At 67.0% G+C, this 18,342-nt stretch carries 17 protein-coding genes; 4 read left to right on the top strand and 13 right to left on the bottom strand.

Annotated elements, in window-relative coordinates; genetic code table 11:
• Positions 1–60 precede the first annotated feature (60 nt).
• Together dnaJ and dnaK are read right to left on the bottom strand one after the other, a co-directional pair.
• The gene (dnaJ, locus tag RH90_RS16185; RefSeq protein WP_010187064.1) at positions 61–1,176 is read right to left on the bottom strand and encodes a molecular chaperone DnaJ; all 1,116 of its coding nucleotides are present in this window, start codon (positions 1,174–1,176) and stop codon (positions 61–63) included.
• A gap of 131 nt (positions 1,177–1,307) precedes the next feature.
• Positions 1,308–3,206, bottom strand: a complete 1,899-nt coding sequence (gene dnaK, locus RH90_RS16190; RefSeq protein ID WP_010187065.1) for a molecular chaperone DnaK — start codon at positions 3,204–3,206, stop codon at positions 1,308–1,310.
• 163 nt (positions 3,207–3,369) lie between these two features.
• On the opposite strand from dnaK, the gene RH90_RS16195 reads away from it, so the two are divergent.
• Positions 3,370–3,810, top strand: coding sequence for a copper chaperone PCu(A)C (locus RH90_RS16195; protein ID WP_010187066.1), 441 nt, complete (start codon positions 3,370–3,372; stop codon positions 3,808–3,810).
• 7 nt (positions 3,811–3,817) lie between these two features.
• On the opposite strand, the gene RH90_RS16200 is transcribed toward RH90_RS16195, so the two are convergent.
• The 7 genes from RH90_RS16200 to glmU form a co-directional block, all read right to left on the bottom strand.
• Positions 3,818–5,626, bottom strand: coding sequence for a CHASE4 domain-containing protein (locus RH90_RS16200; RefSeq protein WP_010187067.1), 1,809 nt, complete (start codon positions 5,624–5,626; stop codon positions 3,818–3,820).
• Between the two features lie 41 nt (positions 5,627–5,667).
• Positions 5,668–7,569, bottom strand: coding sequence for a two-component system response regulator (locus RH90_RS16205; RefSeq protein WP_010187071.1), 1,902 nt, complete (start codon positions 7,567–7,569; stop codon positions 5,668–5,670).
• A 92-nt stretch (positions 7,570–7,661) separates the two neighbouring features.
• Positions 7,662–8,552, bottom strand: coding sequence for an ROK family protein (locus RH90_RS16210; protein WP_010187074.1), 891 nt, complete (start codon positions 8,550–8,552; stop codon positions 7,662–7,664).
• Entirely contained in the window at positions 8,549–10,372 is a 1,824-nt protein-coding gene (gene glmS / locus RH90_RS16215; RefSeq protein ID WP_010187076.1) for a glutamine--fructose-6-phosphate transaminase (isomerizing), read from the bottom strand. Before glmS ends, RH90_RS16210 begins: the two co-directional genes overlap by 4 nt.
• A gap of 14 nt (positions 10,373–10,386) precedes the next feature.
• Positions 10,387–10,752 carry a type II toxin-antitoxin system VapC family toxin gene (locus RH90_RS16220; RefSeq protein WP_010187078.1) on the bottom strand — a complete coding sequence of 122 codons (366 nt, stop codon included), beginning with the start codon at positions 10,750–10,752 and terminating at the stop codon, positions 10,387–10,389.
• The gene (locus RH90_RS16225; protein ID WP_157134610.1) at positions 10,749–11,129 is read right to left on the bottom strand and encodes a ribbon-helix-helix protein, CopG family; all 381 of its coding nucleotides are present in this window, start codon (positions 11,127–11,129) and stop codon (positions 10,749–10,751) included. Before RH90_RS16225 ends, RH90_RS16220 begins: the two co-directional genes overlap by 4 nt.
• A 25-nt stretch (positions 11,130–11,154) precedes the next feature.
• Positions 11,155–12,516 (bottom strand): bifunctional UDP-N-acetylglucosamine diphosphorylase/glucosamine-1-phosphate N-acetyltransferase GlmU, encoded by a 1,362-nt coding sequence (glmU, locus tag RH90_RS16230; protein WP_010187082.1) that lies wholly within the window; start codon positions 12,514–12,516, stop codon positions 11,155–11,157.
• Positions 12,517–12,577: 61 nt separating this feature from the next.
• Between glmU and RH90_RS16235 the strand changes: the two genes are divergently transcribed.
• Positions 12,578–13,252, top strand: coding sequence for an HAD-IA family hydrolase (locus RH90_RS16235; RefSeq protein ID WP_010187084.1), 675 nt, complete (start codon positions 12,578–12,580; stop codon positions 13,250–13,252).
• Here the strand turns inward: RH90_RS16235 and RH90_RS16240 are convergent.
• Genes RH90_RS16240 through RH90_RS16255 form a run of 4 tightly spaced genes read right to left on the bottom strand, consistent with a single transcriptional unit; the run spans position 13,244 to position 15,846 of the window.
• Positions 13,244–14,320 carry a nucleotidyltransferase family protein gene (locus tag RH90_RS16240; RefSeq protein ID WP_010187086.1) on the bottom strand — a complete coding sequence of 359 codons (1,077 nt, stop codon included), beginning with the start codon at positions 14,318–14,320 and terminating at the stop codon, positions 13,244–13,246. The two genes, RH90_RS16235 and RH90_RS16240, sit on opposite strands and share 9 nt — an antisense overlap.
• A complete protein-coding gene (locus tag RH90_RS16245) occupies positions 14,305–15,165 on the bottom strand; it encodes an HprK-related kinase A (RefSeq protein ID WP_010187088.1) in 861 nt (286 codons plus the stop codon). Before RH90_RS16245 ends, RH90_RS16240 begins: the two co-directional genes overlap by 16 nt.
• Positions 15,162–15,449: an HPr-rel-A system PqqD family peptide chaperone gene (locus tag RH90_RS16250; protein WP_232280373.1), complete on the bottom strand. Its 288-nt coding sequence runs from the start codon at positions 15,447–15,449 to the stop codon at positions 15,162–15,164. The genes RH90_RS16245 and RH90_RS16250 overlap by 4 nt, the downstream gene beginning before the upstream one ends.
• A 4-nt stretch (positions 15,450–15,453) precedes the next feature.
• A complete protein-coding gene (locus RH90_RS16255) occupies positions 15,454–15,846 on the bottom strand; it encodes a hypothetical protein (protein WP_010187092.1) in 393 nt (130 codons plus the stop codon).
• Positions 15,847–15,925: 79 nt separating this feature from the next.
• Here RH90_RS16255 and RH90_RS16260 point away from each other — a divergent pair, with 79 nt between their 5' ends.
• Positions 15,926–17,161 (top strand): ATP-binding protein, encoded by a 1,236-nt coding sequence (locus tag RH90_RS16260; RefSeq protein WP_010187094.1) that lies wholly within the window; start codon positions 15,926–15,928, stop codon positions 17,159–17,161.
• A 74-nt stretch (positions 17,162–17,235) separates the two neighbouring features.
• Positions 17,236–18,300: a substrate-binding domain-containing protein gene (locus tag RH90_RS16265; RefSeq protein WP_010187095.1), complete on the top strand. Its 1,065-nt coding sequence runs from the start codon at positions 17,236–17,238 to the stop codon at positions 18,298–18,300.
• Positions 18,301–18,342 lie beyond the last annotated feature (42 nt).

The following is an 18,342-nucleotide window of genomic DNA, read 5'->3' on the forward strand; positions in this document are numbered from 1 at the left end:
GCCAGCCCCGCTGACCGCGGCACGATGGCAACCATCGTACCTCGGTCAGCGTCTGGGGGATCAGCCCCAGGCGCTCTTCATCTTGGCGAAGAACCCCGAGGTCTGCGGGCATTCCTTGCCCGTTTCGGTCGCGCGAAATTCCTCGAGCAATTCGCGCTGGCGCGCGCTCAGATGGGTCGGCGTCTCGACCTCGATCTGGATGACGAGATCGCCGCGGCCGCGCCCCTGGAGCACGGGCATGCCCGCACCGCGCTGGCGCAGCTCGCGCCCGCTCTGGGTGCCCGCTGGAATCTTGATCTGATGGTCGACGCCATCGGGCCCGGCGATATGCACCTCGCCGCCGAGCGCCGCGGTGGTGAAGCTGATCGGCGTGCGCGCGAACAGCGTCGTGCCCTCGCGCTCGAACAGCGGATGCCGCGCGACGTGGAGGAAGATGTAGAGATCCCCCGCCGGCGCGCCGCGCAAGCCCGCCTCGCCCTCGCCGGTCAGGCGAACGCGCGTGCCCTCGTCGACGCCCGGCGGGATGTTGACGGTGCGCGTCTTGGTCTTCTCGACCCGGCCCTCGCCGTGGCAGTTGCCGCACGGGTCGGCGATCGTCTGGCCGGCACCGTGGCAAGTCGGGCAGGTCCGCTCGACGACGAAGAAGCCCTGCTGCGCGCGGACCTTGCCATGGCCCTTGCACATCTGGCAGGTCTTGGCGGCGGTGCCCTTGGTCGCGCCCGAGCCGTCGCACACGTCGCACACGCCCGAGACATCGATCGTGATGTCGCTCGCCTTGCCGTGGAAGGCTTCCTCAAGCGTGATTTCCATGTCGTAGCGCAGGTCTGCGCCGCGCTGGGGCCCACGCGATCCGCCGCGCTGTCCGCCCATGAATTCGCCGAAGATGTTTTCGAAGATATCGGAGAAGCCGCTGAAATCCTGCGCGCCGCCGCCACCAGAACCCTGCTGCTTGAACGCGGCATGACCGTAGCGGTCATACGCCGCGCGCTTCTGCGGGTCCTTGAGGCAGTCATACGCCTCGCTGATCGCCTTGAAGCGTTCCTCCGAATCGCCGCAGCCCGGATTCTTGTCGGGGTGATAGCGCATCGCGAGGCGGCGATAGGCGGATTTGAGCGTGCCGTCGTCGGCAGTGCGCTCGCATTCCAGCAGTTCGTAGAAATCGATGTCGGTGGTCACGTTTCAGCCCCCGCCTCACCGCCGTCACCCCCGCGAAGGCGGGGGTCCCGCTTCTCCCCCGAACCGCACAGGCCGGCCGAAGAAGCGGGATTCCCGCGTGCGCGGGAATGACGGGCTGGGCTCATTCCAGTTTACGCCTTGTGGTCGTCGACCTCGGAGAATTCCGCGTCGACCACGTCTTCCTTGGGCGCTTCGCCCTCGGCGGCAGGAGAAGCGTCGGCCTGCGCCTGCTTCTCGTAGATCGCCTGGCCGAGCTTCATCGCGACCTGCGCGAGCGCCTCCGACTTGGTCTTCATCGCCTCGGGATCGCCACCTTCGACCGCGGTCTTGGTCTCGGCAATCGCGGCTTCGATCTCGCCCTTGAGCGATGCATCGACCTTGTCGGCATTGTCGGCAAGCTGGCGCTCGGTCGTGTGGATCAGCGATTCGGCGTTGTTCTTCGCCTCGGCCGCTGCACGGCGCGCCTTGTCGTCCTCGGCGAACTGCTCGGCGTCGCGCACCATCTGCTCGATGTCGCGATCCGACAGGCCACCCGAGGCCTGGATGCGGATCTGCTGCTCCTTGCCGGTGCCCTTGTCCTTGGCCGACACGTTGACCAGGCCGTTGGCGTCGATGTCGAAGGTGACCTCGATCTGCGGCACGCCACGCGGTGCCGACGGAATGCCGACCAGGTCGAACTGGCCAAGCATCTTGTTGTCCGCCGCCATTTCGCGCTCGCCCTGGAAGACGCGGATGGTGACGGCCTGCTGGTTGTCGTCCGCGGTCGAATAGGTCTGCGACTTCTTGGTCGGGATCGTGGTGTTGCGATCGATCATCCGGGTGAACACGCCACCCAGCGTCTCGATGCCGAGCGACAGCGGGGTCACGTCGAGCAGCAGCACGTCCTTGACGTCGCCCTGGAGCACGCCGGCCTGGATCGCCGCACCCATCGCGACGACTTCATCGGGGTTGACGCCCGAATGCGGCTCCTTGCCGAAGAAGTCCTTCACGACCTGACGGACCTTGGGCATCCGCGTCATGCCGCCGACGAGGACGACTTCGCTGATGTCGCTCGCCTGGACGCCGGCGTCCTTCATCGCCTTCTTGCACGGCTCGAGCGTGCGCTGGATGAGATCCTCGACCAGACGCTCGAGATCGGCGCGCGAGATCGCCTTGACGAGATGCTTCGGACCCGTCGCATCGGCCGTGATGAACGGCAAATTGACTTCGGTCGTGGCAGCCGACGACAGCTCGATCTTCGCCTTCTCGGCCGCTTCCTTCAGACGCTGGAGCGCCAGCTTGTCCTTGGTGAGGTCGATGCCCTCGGCCTTCTTGAAGTCGTCCGACAGGAAGTTGAGCAGCTTGTTGTCGAAATCTTCGCCGCCGAGGAAGGTGTCGCCGTTGGTCGCCTTCACCTCGAACACGCCGTCGCCGATCTCGAGGATCGAGATGTCGAAGGTGCCGCCGCCGAGGTCATAGACCGCGATCGTCTTGTTGGTGTCCTTGTCGAGGCCATACGCAAGCGCAGCAGCCGTCGGCTCGTTGATGATGCGGAGCACTTCGAGACCGGCGATCTGCCCGGCGTCCTTGGTCGCCTGGCGCTGCGCGTCGTTGAAGTATGCGGGAACGGTGATGACCGCCTGCGTGACCGTCTCGCCGAGATAGGCCTCGGCGGTTTCCTTCATCTTCTGGAGCGTAAAGGCGCTGATCTGCGACGGGCTGTATTCCTTGCCGCCGGCGCCGACCCAGGCGTCGCCATTGTTGCCGCGCACGATCTGGTACGGGACCAGCTCGGTGTCCTTCTTGGTGATCGGATCGTCGAAACGACGGCCGATCAGGCGCTTCACCGCGAAGATCGTGTTCTCGGGGTTGGTCACCGCCTGGCGCTTGGCCGGCTGGCCGACGAGACGCTCGCCATCCTTGGCGAACGCGACGATCGACGGCGTGGTGCGCGCGCCCTCGGCATTCTCGATGACCTTGGGCTTGCCGCCCTCCATCACCGAGACGCAGCTGTTGGTCGTGCCGAGATCGATTCCGATTACTTTTGCCATTGGTCCTCTGGGGCCCCCATCGCTAAAAAATTGCCATTCCGCCGCGCCCTTAGAATAAGCAGCGCGACACTTCACTCCGGCGATATAGGGGGGCTTTCGCTTGTCGCAAGATTGCTCCGCACGTATGGCGCCACAAGTTGTTCCCGAAGCGGGAGAGTTTCGCATGCGCACGTCTTTGGTTCTGGTTGCCGCGCTTGCGCTGGGCGCTTGCGGCAGCGGTCCGCCGACGCTTTCGGTCGACAAGGGGTATATCCGGCTCGCCGCGGTGCCGAGTCGGCCTGCGGTCGCCTATTTCACGATTCATGGCGGCACCGCCGACACGACGCTGATCGCGGTGAGCAGTGAGGTCTCGATCAAGAACGAGTTGCATCAGTCGATGCAGTCGGGCGGGATGGAAGCGATGAAGCCGCTCGGCGACGTGCCGATCCCCGCGGGCTCGACCGTCACGTTCGCGCCCGGCGGCAAGCATCTGATGATGTTCGACATGAACCCGGGGATAAAGCCGGGCCGCGCCGTCACGCTGACCTTCACCTTCGCCAACAATCAGCGAATCCTGTTCGACGCGCCGACGATCGCCGCGGGAGCGCCGCCGCCCGCGCCGTGATCGCCGCTCACGCCGCCAGCGTCTGCTCGACCTTGGGCGCGAGTTCGAGCGTGAGCAGCGCATAGGCGCCCTTCCCCGGCCCCTCGCTTTCGAGCCGCAGCGAACCGTGCATCGCCGCCATCGAATTGGCGCACCAGTGCAACCCCAGACCGCCCGACTTGTGCTTGCGCGTCGAGAAACCGCGCTGGAACAGCGTCGGGGCATTCTCGGCGGCGAAACCCTCGCCATCGTCGCGGATCGCGATCACCGAGCGGCCGTCGGTCTCGGTGATCGTCACCGTGATCGATCCGCTGTCGGTGCCGGTCGCGGCGATCGCGTCGGCGGCGTTCGAGAAGAGATTGCCGATCACCTGGCTCAGGATGATCCGGCTCGCCATCACGTAACACGCGTGCGCGGGGAAGCTGAAGGCGATCGACACGCTGCCTGAATAGCGCGCGATCGTCGCATTCTTGGCGAGGATCTCGGTCACGTCGCACGGCGCGACTTCTGGCCGCTCGTGCGCCGCGCTCTGCTGCGCGCCGATGATCTCGAGCACATGGCTCATCGCCTCGCGCCCGATCTGCAGCTCGCGGTGCCGGTCGGCGCGGTCCTTCGCCTCGGCCTCGACCGCCGCCGCGACGAAGGCGAGCAGTTTCGCGCGCCGCGCGACGGGCAGATCGTCCTTGCCGAGCTCGGCGATCGCACGGTCGAGCACGCTGCGCTCGACCGGGGCTCCTTGCGCGATCCCCTTGCTCAGGATCGTGCTGATCGGGTTGAGCGCGTTGCGGACATTGTGCATCACCGCGACCGCGCTCTCGCTCTTGCCGAGCGCGAAGCTCTGCACTTCGACCTGTTCGCGCAAATCCTTCAATTGCTCGAGCATCGCGTTGAAACTGTTGCGCAAGGAACCGATTTCGTCCTTGCGCGGCTCGTCCGGCAAGAGGCCGAGCGACCCAGAAGTGCGCACCATCTGCATATGGCTCTCGACGCGCGCCAGCGGGCGCAGCACGAGCATCGCGATCATCCGCCGCAGCGTCGCCAGCACGAGCAGCAACAGCAGTGTCGATCCGACCACCGCGAGCAACAGCATGCGCTGCCCGAGCAACGACAGATCACGCGTCACGCTGAACGCGGCGCTGGCGACGGCATGGCCGTCGGCGCCGCGGATCGGGACCGCGATCCGCAGCGTCGAGCGCGCCGAGACGATCGCATCGGTATCGGGACGGTTGCTGAAATCGATCGCGGCGGGCAATTGAAGCACATCCGACAGCGTCTTGGAGGTGATCCGCCGCGCCATCAGCACATAGCCGCGCGGATCGCCGGTGCCGTCGCTGCGCCGCACTTCGGCGACGCCAACCGCAACGAGCTCGTTGCCGAGCCGCAGATAATAATGCCCCGAGCTCTGGCGGCCGAGCACGTGGCTGAAATCGGTCTGGCCGAGCGAGGCAACGAACTCGGTCCGCCCCGGTGGATTGCGCCAGCGAGCGATGACGATGCGACCGTCCTTGCCGACATAGGCCATGCCGTCGACGTTGAGATTGACCATCGCGAGCGTCGAGAAGCTCTCCTTCTCGAACTCGGGCGTCGGATGCTCCATGTAATCGTAGCTCGCGGTCCAGTCGCCATAGTCGCGCACCGCGCCCTCGACCTTGGCGGCGAAATCACCGAGCGCGGCGCGCGTCCGCTCGATATGCGCGGCGACCGATTTGTCCTCGAGCTGGTTGAAGCTCGGCACGATCAGCGCGGCGAGCAGGGCGGTCAGCGCGACCGAGCCGATCAAGCCGATCCCCATCAGGATCAGGACGAGCTTGGCGCCGAGCGAACTCGGTTCGCGCAACGCCTCGATCCGGCCCCGTGCGGAGCGTCGGGACCCAGGCATCAGCCGTGCGTCCCGTTACCCGGTTCGATCGCTTCGTCCATCACGGGCTCGACCACGGGATCGAGCATGTAGCGCCTTTGGGCGATCTCACGGGCATGATCCTGCGCGACCGGCCGCGAGAAGAAATAGCCCTGCATGTGGCTGCAACCGGCGACGCGCAGCGCCTGCAACTGCGCGTCGGTCTCGACCCCTTCGGCGATCACGCCGAGCCCGAGCGCGTGGCCAAGATGGATGATCGAATGGACGATCGCCGCGCTCTCGCGTTCGCGGCCCATGCCGTCGATGAAGCTGCGGTCGATCTTGAGGCAATCGAGCGCGAACTTGCGGATATTGTAGAGCGAGGAATAGCCCGTGCCGAAATCGTCGAGCGCGATGCGGAAGCCCATCTGGCGGAGTTTGTAGAGCGTGTCGGCGGCGCGATCGGCATCGTCGAAGATCGCGGTCTCGGTGATCTCGATCTGGACGCGGCGCGGGTCGATCCCGGCGCGCTGGACGGTCTCGACCAGCCGCGCGACGAAATTGTGGCGGCGGAACTGGCGCGGCGAGAAATTGACCGACACGTACTGCCCCGGCCATTCGCCGAGCACCTTCAGCGACTCAGCGAGCACCCAGTCGCCGAGTTCGTGGATCAGGTTGGTCTCCTCGGCGATCGGGATGAACACCGCCGGGCTGATCGGCCCATGCTCGTTGGTGTTCCAGCGCAGCAGCGCCTCGAAGCCAACGACTTCCAGTTCCTCGCGCGCCACGATCGGCTGATAGACGAGGCTGAGCTCGCCCTTGGCGATCGCCTGCGACAGGCCACCCTCGATCGCGCGGCGCAGCCGGATATTCTCATCCATGCCTTCGTCGAACAGCCGCACGACGCCGCGGCCCTCGCGCTTAGCGTCGTTGAGCGCGAGATCGGCGCGGCGCATCAGGTCGGTCGGGTCGCGCGATTCGCCCGGCTCGGTCACGATGAGACCGAACGACGCGCCCCCCTGGACCGAATTGCCGAGCACCTTGAAAGTGCCGGTGCAGGCCTTGAGGATCCGCTGGCATTCCATTTCGGCGGCTTCGGCGCCCGGCGTGTCGAACAGGAGCCCGAACTCGTCGCCGCCCAGCCGCGCGACGAGACCGCCGGCGGGGATCGAGGTCTGCAGGATGTCGCAGATCGTGCGGATCAGTTCGTCGCCGGCGAGATGGCCGAGCGTGTCGTTGACCAGCTTGAAACGATCGAGATCGACCATCGCCACCGCGAACTGCCCCGGATGCTGTGCACGCTCGGTCAGCGCGCGGCGGAAGGCGAGCCGGTTGGGCGCCTCGGTCAGCGAATCGTGGTTCGCCATGTGGATCGCGCGGCTTTCGTTCGCGGCGAGTTCGTGGCCCTGTTCCTGGAGCTGGACGACCTGCGCGGCGAGCGTCTCGCGTGCTTCCGCCAGTTCGCGGTCGCCGCGCCAGCGATGCGCGAGCGCGGTCGCCATCTGCGTCACCTCGGCGACTTCGAACGGCTTTGCGATGTAGAAGATCTTGTCGGCGGGACCCGCCGCCTTGGCGATCTCGATCGGCGAGAAATCCGAATAGCCGGTAACGATGACGAGGTTGATATTGGGATCGAGCTTGCGGATCCGCGTCGCGGTCTCCTTGCCGTCGATGCCGGGCGGCATCCGCACGTCGATGAAGGCGACGGCATAGGGGTCGCCGGCCTTCAACGCGGCTTCGACCGCCGCCACGCCATCGAGCCCCTGCAGCGCATGGGTGAGATCGAAGGCGATCGTGTCGTCGGCGGTCGCTTCGGTGGTATCGTCGCCGAACAATTCGGCTGCCATCGCGCCGAGCGCGCCGCCATCGCCTGCCGCCGGCGCGAAGCTGCGCCGATAGCTGTCGTGCATGGCCGGTTCGTCGTCGACGATAAGAATTCGCATAGCCACCCCGCCTGCAAGAGAGTGGGCATTAAAGCCCGTTACCGACTGGTATGCCAAGGCGGTTAACGCGTCGTAAACGACGATCGCGAAACTCAGCCGCGGTCGAGCGCGAGCACCCCCAATTGCACTGCGCCGAGCGGCCCCGCCATGTCGCCGAGCGCAGCGGGGACGACGAAGCGGTCGATCGGCAACAGCCCGGGCGCGGCGACATAGCCGCCGAGGCTCGCCACCAGACGCGTGCGAATTTGCGGCAACAGATGCGGTACGCCGACCATCACGCCACCGCCCATCACGATCCGACGCGGAATGCCCGTCAGCACCACCGTATGGCAAAGTTGCGCAAGGGTATGCGCAACGGTGTCCCAAGCCGGATCGGTCGCGGCCAGATCCTGCGCGGCCGTTCCGGTGCGCGCCCGGATCGCGGTCCCGGACACCAGCCCTTCGACGCAGTCGCCATGAAAGGCGCAGCTGCCACCCCAGGCGTCGCCCGCCATCCGCAGCGGGCGGACATGGCCCAGCTCGGCGTGCGTCATCCCTGCGACCGGGGCACCGTGGAGGACAAGCCCGACGCCGACCCCCGTCCCCACGGTGATATAGGCATGATCATTGACATCGTGCGACGCGCCCCAGCGGCCTTCGCCGAGCGCGGCACCGTTGACGTCGCTGTCGAAGCCGAACGGCACCCCCGCGACCTTCGCCAGCCGCAGCCCGACATCGGTGTCGGACCAACCCGGCTTGGTGGTGGCGGTGATGTAGCCGTACGTCGCAGCGCTGCGGTCGAGCGACACCGGACCGAAGCTGGCGATGCCTAGCGCGGCATAGCCCGACCAGCGCCGCAACACCTCCTCGACCGCAGTCAGCGTTTCGTCAGGCGTGGTCGTCGGGATCTGAACGCGCTCGCGCACGTCGTCGGGGCCGCTCGCCAGGACGCAGATCACCTTGGTCCCGCCGAGCTCGACGCCCGCGATCAGCGGTGCGCTCACTCGACCGTCACCGACTTGGCAAGGTTGCGCGGCTGATCGACATCGGTGCCCTTGATCACCGCGACATGATACGCCAGCAGCTGGACGGGCACGGCATAGACGAGCGGTGCGATCAGCGGATGGACCTTGGGCATGGTGATCGTCGCCATGCAGCCGTCGCCCGCCGCCTGGATGCCGTCATAATCCGAGATCAAAACGACCTTGCCGCCGCGCGCCTGGACTTCCTGCATGTTGCTGACGGTCTTGTCGAACAGTGGCCCCGACGGCGCGATGACGATGACGGGGACGTTCTCGTCGATCAGCGCGATCGGCCCGTGCTTCATCTCGCCCGCGGCATAGCCCTCGGCGTGGATGTAGCTGATTTCCTTGAGCTTCAGCGCGCCTTCGAGCGCCAGCGGATAGTCGGTACCGCGACCGAGATAGAGCACGTCGCGCGCGATTGCGATGTGATGCGCCATCGCCTCGATCGCCTCGTCATAGGCAAGCGCGCCGTTGATCGCGGCGGGGGCTTCGGCGAGATGCTTGACGATCATCTTCTCCTCTGCCGGGCTGAGCTTGCCCTTGGCGCGCGCGAGGTTCGCGGCGAGCGCCGCCAGCACCGCGAGCTGGCAGGTGAAGGCCTTGGTCGAGGCGACGCCGATCTCCGGCCCGGCGTGCGTCGGCAGCAGAATGTCGGCTTCGCGCGCCATCGAGCTGGTCGGCACGTTGACGACGACCGCGATCGTCTGCCCCTCGCTGCGCGCGTGGCGAAGGGCCGCGAGCGTGTCGGCGGTTTCGCCCGACTGGCTGATGAAGAGCGCGAGCCCCCCCTCCTCCATCACCGGCGCGCGGTAACGGAATTCGGAGGCGACATCGAGATCGACCGGCACGCGCGCGAACTGCTCGAACCAGTATTTGGCGACCATGCCGGCGTAGAAGCTGGTGCCGCAGGCGACGATCGTGACGCGCTTGATCGTCGAGAGGTCGAACTCGGGGATCGGCAGCGTGACACGTTCCTCCATGCGCTGGAGGTACGAGCGCAGCGTCTGCGCGACGACGATCGGCTGCTCGTAGATCTCCTTGAGCATGTAATGCTTGTGGTTGCCCTTCGACACCACGTCGCCGGTGACGCCCGACAGCGTGACCGCGCGTTCTACGGCCGTGTTGTCGCGGTCATAGACCTGTGCGCCCTCGCGCGTCAGCACGACCCAGTCGCCTTCGTCGAGATAGGCGATGCGCTGCGTCAGCGGCGCGAGCGCGAGCGCGTCGGAGCCGAGATACATCTCGCCCTCGCCGTATCCGACGACCAGCGGCGAGCCGAGCCGCGCGCCGATCAGCAGATCGGGATGCTGGCGGAATAGAATGGCGAGCGCGAACGCGCCGTGGAGCCGCGGCAGGACCTCGCGGACCGCATCCTCGGGGGCGAGGCCGGCCTCGACCTTCTCGCTGATGAGATGCGCGACGACTTCGGTGTCGGTCTCGCTGGTGAAGGTGCGGCCGCGGGCGATGAGTTCGTCGCGCAGCGGCTTGAAATTCTCGATGATGCCGTTGTGGACGACCGCGACCTCGCCGGTCGCATGGGGGTGCGCGTTATTGGTGGTCGGGCCGCCATGCGTTGCCCAGCGCGTGTGGGCGATGCCGGTCTTGCCGGGGAGCGGATGCGCCGCGAGTTCGCGCGCGAGGTTGATCAGCTTGCCCGGCGCGCGCCGCCGCTCGATCGCGCCGTCGAAATCGGTGGCGATGCCGGCCGAATCATAGCCGCGATATTCGAGCCGCTTGAGGCCGTCGAGCAGACGATCGGCGACGTTTTCGGTGCTCAGGATGCCAACGATGCCACACATGGAATGTCTCGAAACTAGAGGGTGTAGGGGATGCGGATGCCCGGCAAGCTCGCCGGGAAGTCCTTGGTGTTGCGGGTCACTAGAATGCGTCCGTGAACCTGTGCTGACGCGAGGATGACCGAGTCGGCAAGCTTCAGCCGGCGTTCGTTGCGCAGTTCCGCCGCGCGCGTCGCGATCGGAATATCGAGCTCATCGATCAGGAACCCCTCCAACAGCGATTTCGTCCGCGGTATCGTGATCTGGTCAACGCGGGACATGACCTCGATCCACGTCACCCGACTGATCCAGCGATCGTCGACCGACTCGAGCTCGAGCTGCGCTGACACGTTGCCGTTAAGGGCATCGATCAGGATATTGCCGTCGAACGACGCGGCGCTCACGACTTCGGCGACGGCTGCACGCCCCGCAGCAGATCAAGATAGATTGCGCGCTGACGATCATCCTCCGCGTCGAAGAGATCGGGAAACTCGGCTTTGACGTCTTCGTAATCGTCGTCCCAGGGACGGGTCCAGCTCGCGCGTTCGCGCCGCTGCCATTCGACGGCGTCGCCAATGTCGGTGCGATCCTTCCAGGCCCCGAAGCCGGCGCGCAAAGCCGCCAGTCGCCGTTGCCGATCCCCCTCTTCCGCGTCGCTCGCGATCAGCCGATCGACCGCGTCACGAATCACGGCCGCGCGCGACTGGCCGTGCTCGGCCGCGATCTGATCGAGCCGCGCAATGCGATCGTCGCCGAGCGAAACCAGGGTCCTGCTAGCCATCATCGATAGATATCATCGCATGATATCACTTGCCAGCTTTCTTCGCCGTCATCGCATCGCGAAAGCGCTTGGCCCATCCGGGCTTGGAGACTTGCTGCGGGCGCACCAGTACGAGCGCATCGGCTTCGACGTCGGCGGTGATCACCGACCCCGCACCGACGATCGCGCCCGCGCCGATCGTCACCGGGGCGACCAGCGCCGAGTTCGATCCGATGAACGCGCCTTCGCCGATGATCGTCTTGGCCTTGAAGAAGCCATCGTAATTGCAGGTGATCGTGCCCGCGCCGATGTTGGCCCCCGCCCCCACTTCGGCGTCGCCGAGATAGGTCAGGTGGCTCGCCTTGGCGCCCGCGCCGAGCACGGCCTTCTTCATCTCGACGAAATTGCCGACCTTCGACTTCTCGCCCATCACCGCGCCGGGGCGCAGGCGAGCGAACGGGCCGACCTCGGCCTTGGCGCCGATTTGCGCGCCCTCGATATGGCTGAAGGCGTGGAGCACTGCGCCGTCACCGACGCTGACGCCGGGGCCGAACACGACGTTGGGCTCGATCACGACGTCGCGGCCGATCACCGTGTCGTGCGCGAACCAGACGGTTTCGGGGGCGATCAGCGTTGCGCCGTCGGCCATCGCCTGCGCGCGGCGTTGTGCCTGCCACGATGCCTCGACCGCGGCGAGCTCGCCGCGGCTGTTGACCCCGGCGACTTCGGTCGCGCCCGTCTCGATCACCGCCGAGCGCCGACCGTCGGCGGCGGCGAGCATGACGATGTCGGGCAGGTAATATTCGCCCGCCGCATTGTCGTTGCCGACGCGGGCGAGCAGCGCGAACAGATCGGCGCTGCGCACCGCCATCAGCCCGGAGTTGCACAAATCGACCGCGCGCTCGGCGGGTGTAGCGTCCTTGAACTCGATCATCTTGGCGATCACGCCGTTCTCGGCAATGATCCGGCCATAGGCACCGGCATCGGCGGGGCGGAAGCCAAGCACCACCGCCACCGGCGCGTCGTCCGCGTTGAGCCGGTCGAGCATCGCCTGCATCGTCGCCGATGAGACGAGCGGGACGTCGCCGTAGAGGATCAGCACATCGCCAACGAACCCTTCGAGCGCCGCTTGCGCCTGCGCCACCGCATGCCCGGTACCGAGCTGTTCGGCCTGCAGCGCGGTCGCGATCCCGAGCGGCGAGACCGCCGCCTCGACCTGTTCGCGCCCCGCGCCCGTCACGACCACGGTCCGCGCCGGATCGAGCGCCGCGACGCTCGCCGCGAGGTGCAGCAGCATCGGTCGCCCGGCGATCGGGTGGAGCACCTTGTGCAGGTCGGACTTCATTCGGGTGCCCTTGCCGGCGGCAAGGATGATGGCGGCGATGGGCGGGCGAGTGAGGCTATCCATGGCGCCAGCCCTGCCACGCCGGACTTGCCAATTCCATAGCAACCCTGCCAGGCGGGGTCGCATGACGACGAATTCATTCCAGATCGTGGGGTTCGACCTCGACGGCACCTTGGTCGACAGCAGCGGCGATCTCACCGCCGCGGTCAACGACGCCCTCGCCTCCGCCGGGCGTCCGCTGCTCACCGTCGCGCAGGTCAGGACGATGGTCGGAGGCGGCGCGAAGCATATGCTGGCGCAAGGGCTCGAGGCGACCGGCGGCTGCACGCCCGAGGAATTTCGTCCGATCTACAAGCGGATGCTGGCCTATTATGCCGCGCACATTTCGGTCCATACGCGCCCCTTCCCCGGCGTGATCGCGGCGCTCGACCAACTCGACGCGCGCGGCATCAAGAGCGCGGTCGTCACCAACAAGTTCGAGAGCCTGGCGCTGACGCTGCTCGCCGATCTCGGGCTGACCGAGCGTTTCGCGTGCATCATCGGCGGCGACACGATGGGGCCCGGCCTGTCCAAGCCCGACCGCGCGCCGATCGACGAGATGATCCGGCGCTGCGGCGGCGGAAAGGCGGCGTTCGTCGGCGATTCAATCTACGACATCATGGCGGCGAAGAACGCCGAGATCCCCGGAATCGCGGTCAGCTTCGGCTTCCTGCTCGAGCCGGTCGAGGAGATGGGCGCCGACGCCATCATCGATTCGTTCGACGAACTGCTCCCGACGCTCGACCGCCTGTCAGCCTGAGGCGGGCCCGGCGCCACCCTTGCGCCATTTGGTCCAGAGATGCCGCGCGAGCATCGCGGGCGGCATCCGCAACCAGTGCGAGCGGATGTAGAACGCCATCCGCGTCACCGGGCGCGTCGCCCGCCCCCAACCGTCGCGCGCGGTGACGCGGCGGAGATAGAGGCGGTCGGACCAGCGCGGGTTCAGGTCGATCGTGATCGGTCCGGTGTAGCCGACCGCGGGCGTGTCATAGAGCTGCCAGCAAAGGCGTAACGCGCGCTGGACCTGATCGGACAACCCCTCCTCCCCGGCCCGCTCGTAGAGGCTCAGGTAAAAGTCGGACTGGGTCGCCGCGAACTGACGGCAAAGCCGATCGATGTCCCACAGGTTGCGCATCCCGCCCGCGAGATCACCGTCGGCGAACAGATGCGCGGCGGCGTGGATGACCATGTCCTCGGGCGCCAGCGCCCACAGCCCCGGCGCAACCTCGACCGCATTGGCGAGCAACGCCGCCGCATTCGGCGTGATACGCGCGGTCAACGGAAGGATCGTGTGATGCACGTCGATCATCCGATCGCGATCGCGGTGGATCAGCGGCGGGAGCTCGTGCATCCACTGGCGGTAATAGGCGTCGTCATACGGATCGGGCTTGACCCACTCCCACCCCGCGTCGAGCAACGCAGCTTCGACCATATCGAGCGATGTGCGCGGTACGAGGATGTCGAGATCGCCGATCGATCGCCCCTGCCCGGCCTGCAACCCCGCCGCGACGAACGCGGTGCCCTTGAGCAGGACGACCCTTTCGCCGAGCGGCGCCAGCGCGCGGCGTGCGGCCTCGGCCTCCCACAAGGCGACGACCCGCCCCTGTTCGGTCGACCGCCAGGCATCTTCGAGAATGCGTCCGACCGCAGCCGGCACCGCCAAACCATCGAGCCGCCACGCCAGCGTGCCGAGCATCTGCTCGGCGCGCGCGATCGCGAGCAGGGCGGTCCACCCCCCCGCGTCGAGCTCGAGCGTGCTTTCCGGCAAGCGCAGCGCGCGCGCCAGCAGCCAGCCATCGGGCGCGCGGCGCATCACCGCGCCGCCCATGCCGCCTCCACTTGCGCGATCGCGCTGGCGGTGTCGGGATAGTCGATCGCGCGTGCCGGGATCGAGGTCACGAGCGTCGTGAGGGCGTCGAAGCCACGCTCGCCGAGCGCGACATAGTTGGTCGAGGCCTGGGTCAGCCGGACGAACACCTCGCTCGCCGACACGTCGCGCGCGGCGGGTTCGAAGCCGAAGCTCGGGAACAGGATCATCGCCGGGCGCGCCGGCTGCGGCATCGTCGCGACCGCGTGCGCATCGGGGACGAAATGGCGGATCGTCCCCTTGGGCGTTCCCTCGAGCAGCGGCCCGAAGCGATCCGCCGGCGCCTCCGCCGCGACCGTCGCGATGCTCGCATTCTTGAGGCTGACGAGCCGTGGAAAGGCATGCATCTGTCCCGTTTCGGGATCGAGCAACGCAAATTCATCGCCCATCAGTCGCCATCCGCGAAGCGACAACAGCGCGGCGAGCGTCGACTTGCCCGCGCCCGACACGCCCGTCATCACCAGCGCCTCGCCATCGCGTTCGACGACCGAGGCGTGGAGCAGCAGATAGCGGCGCTGGCCGAGCGCCATCTGCAGGTTCATCCCCATCTCGGCGGCGAGCAGCCCTTGCGCGAGCGGCAGCGGCGCCGCCTCGGGCAGCACGAAATCGCCGCCGATCATCACCGCCGGCCGCAGCACGCGCCGCCACGGCCGCGCCGCGAACAGGCGCACGGTGAAATCGGGAACGCCACCGTCCGGCTTGGGATAGGCGCGGTACAAAGCCTCGAGCTGCGCGATCGGCGCGCGCCAGTCCGAGCCGATGCGGAACCCCACCGGCCCGATCGCGACGCTGAAGACGTGGTTCATGCGCGCGACACCAGCCCGGTCGCGACGAGTTCGTCGAGCCGCTCGCGCAGCACGTCCGTATCGGCATCGCCCAGCGCATAGTCGCGCGCGAGGCGTTCGAGCAGCGCCGCGCGCGTCATCCCCGCCTCGCCCAGCGTCGCCAAAATCTCGGGCGCAGGCGCGGTGATCAGATGCGTAATGCCCGAATCGCGATGATATACCGCGGAAAAACTGTCGAGATGGACAATGCTCAGGCTTTCGGCCCGCGCCATGCGGTAGAGGACGGCGTCGTCCGCCGGGGCCACCGCCTCAGCCGCGCGGCATCTGCAACGACGCGAAGCAGGTGAAGCCGCTCGTCCCCGATTGCAGCCGCCGGATGTAATTGGTGTAGGCGCGGCTCTGCTGATAGCTCGTCCCCGGCAGCTGTCCGCCGGCCAGCGCGGTCTTGACCTCCTCGCCCTTGAACGGTCGCCCCGGCGGCGCGAACGCACCGCGCGTTCCGCGCGGCACGGTGGTGCCGTCGGCGGCGATATAGCTGCCCGCCCGCCCCGGATCGGGCACCGGAATCTCGCAGGTCGAGATCGATGCGGTGGTCGCGGCGAGCGCCGGGCGGATCGAGACGACCGCGGCGGCGCCGGCCGCGCCGAGCATCAGCGCCCGGCGGCGCGTTGCGTTGGGGGTCTCGGGCGGAAGGTCAGTCATACTGACAGCCATTTCACATTCGCAAATCGCTGGCAAGCAAGGCTATCGAGCTTAAGCATCTTTGCGCTAAGGCGGCGGAATGCTCCAGGGTTTCGGGTCTCGGACGATCACGGCGATCGGTCTCATCGTCGTCGCGGCGATTGCGGTGTTCCTGCTGGCGGGGGATCTGCAGCCCGCGCTCGTCACGCTGGTCGGCGGGATTGCCGCCGCGCTCGTCGCGACGGGTACGGGCGACGGGCCGATCGAGACACCGCGCCAGCTCCCCGCCACCCCCGCGCTCAGCCCACCCGCGACGCAGGAGGTGATCGAGGCGATCGTCGAACCCGTACTCATCGTCGCGGAGGGCCGCGTGACGCATGCCAATGCCGTCGCCCTCGGGCTGCTCGGCAAGCATATCGTCGGCGAGGACGTCCGCGTCGCGATCCGCCATCCCGGCGCCGCCGAGCGGCTCGCCGGCCCGCCGGCCGCCAGCCCGCAAGGGCCGACCAATCTCGTCGGGCTCGGCACGCTCGATCAACATTGGGAAATGCACGTGAGCCGCGCCGAGGGTGGCCAGCGCATCGTCCAGCTGGTCGATCGCACCGGTAATTACGCCGCCGAGCGGATGCGCGTCGATTTCGTCGCCAATGCCAGCCACGAACTGCGCACCCCGCTGGCTTCGATCCTCGGCTATATCGAGACGCTCGGCGACGACAAAGCGGGCGAAGACGCGCAGGTTCGCGGGCGTTTCCTCAAGATCATGTTCGACGAGGCGCGGCGGATGCAGCGGTTGGTCGAGGACCTCATCTCGCTCAGCCGGATCGAGGCGGAGAAATACCGCCTGCCCGATCGCGCGGTCGATATCGGCGGGCTGATCGGCGAAGTGCGCTCAGAGCTGCTCGACGCGCAGGACAAGCGCAGCGCCGACATCGTCGCCGACATCGATCTGAGCGTACCGCCCGTTGCCGGCGACCGCGCGCAGTTGAGCCAAGTGCTCCACAACCTCATCGGCAATGCGATGAAATACGGCCGCGCCGGAACGCCGGTGACCGTGAAGCTGTGGCGCGACCCGGCGGGAATGGTGCGGATCAGCGTGACCGACGAAGGCGAAGGGATCGCGCCCGAACATATCCCCCGCCTGACCGAGCGCTTCTATCGCGTCGACCCGGGCCGCAGCCGCGCGGCCGGCGGCACCGGGCTCGGGCTCGCGATCGTCAAACATATCATCGAACGCCATCGCGGGCGATTCGACGTGGCCAGCGTCGTCGGCAAGGGCACGACGGTCACGATCCTGCTCCCCGCACATGGCCAATCGGGCGCCGTCATAAAACGGTAACGACAGTGTCACACAGGCGGTTTGTCGCGATGCTATCGTGGTACTACGGACCCATCTGTCCGAGGGGAGAATCCATGAACCGGAAACGCGCGATCTTCGCTTTTGCCGCCAGTAGTGCGGCAGCGTTGGCACTCAGTGCCTGTCAGGACCAGGCCAATGGCGGCGGCGCGGGCTCGCGCGACCACATCACCGTCGTCGGCTCGTCGACCGTCTTCCCCTTCACCACCATCGTCGCCGAGCAATTGATCAACAAGACCCCGGGGATGAAATCGCCCGCGATCGAATCGACCGGCACCGGCGGCGGGATGAAGCTGTTCTGCGCCGGCGTCGGCGCGGCGCATCCCGACATCGAGGACGCCTCGCGCCGGATGAAGGCGAGCGAATATCGCACCTGCAAGGACAATGGCGTCGACAGCATCATCGAGGTGCAGATCGGGCTCGACGGCGTCGCCTTCGCCGAATCGATGAGCGGTCCCAAACTCCAGCTCACAGCGGTCGATCTCTACAAGGCGCTCGCGGCGACCCCGATGGGCCAGCCCAACACCGCCAAGACGTGGAAGGACGTCAATCCCGCGCTGCCGGCAGTGCCGATCCAGGTCTACGGCCCGCCCTCGACCAGCGGCACGCGCGATGCGCTCGCCGAATTGATTCTCGCCAAGGGCTGTGACGCGATCAACCCGTCGCTCGCCGACAAGAAGGAGAAGGATCCGGCCGGCTATGCCAAGGGCTGCACTGCGATCCGCGAAGACGGCGCCTATGTTGATGCCGGCGAGAACGACAATCTGATCGTCCAGAAGCTCCAGTCGAACCCCAATGCGATCGGCATCTTCGGTTATTCGTATCTCGAGGAAAACAAGGACAAGCTCAACGGCGTGCCGATCAACGGCGTCGAGCCGACCTATGAGACGATCGCGCGCGGCGCCTATCCGGGATCGCGGCCGCTCTATCTGTACGTCAAGAAGGCGCATCTCACCGCGATCAAGGGCCTGCGCGAATTCCTCGCGCTCTATGCGCAATCGTGGGATCCCAAGGGCCCGCTCGTCGCCAAGGGGCTGATCGCGGCGCCCGACGACGTGCGCAAGCGCAGCGCGCAGATCATCAAGGACGAAACGCCGCTCAATCCCTCGAAGCTGCTCTGATCGCCCTTCGTTACCCTCGAACCTGAAGTCGAAAACCCCGCT

Origin of the sequence: Sphingomonas sp. PAMC 26605, assembly GCF_000241485.1 — a bacterium.
GTDB lineage: Bacteria > Pseudomonadota > Alphaproteobacteria > Sphingomonadales > Sphingomonadaceae > Sphingomonas.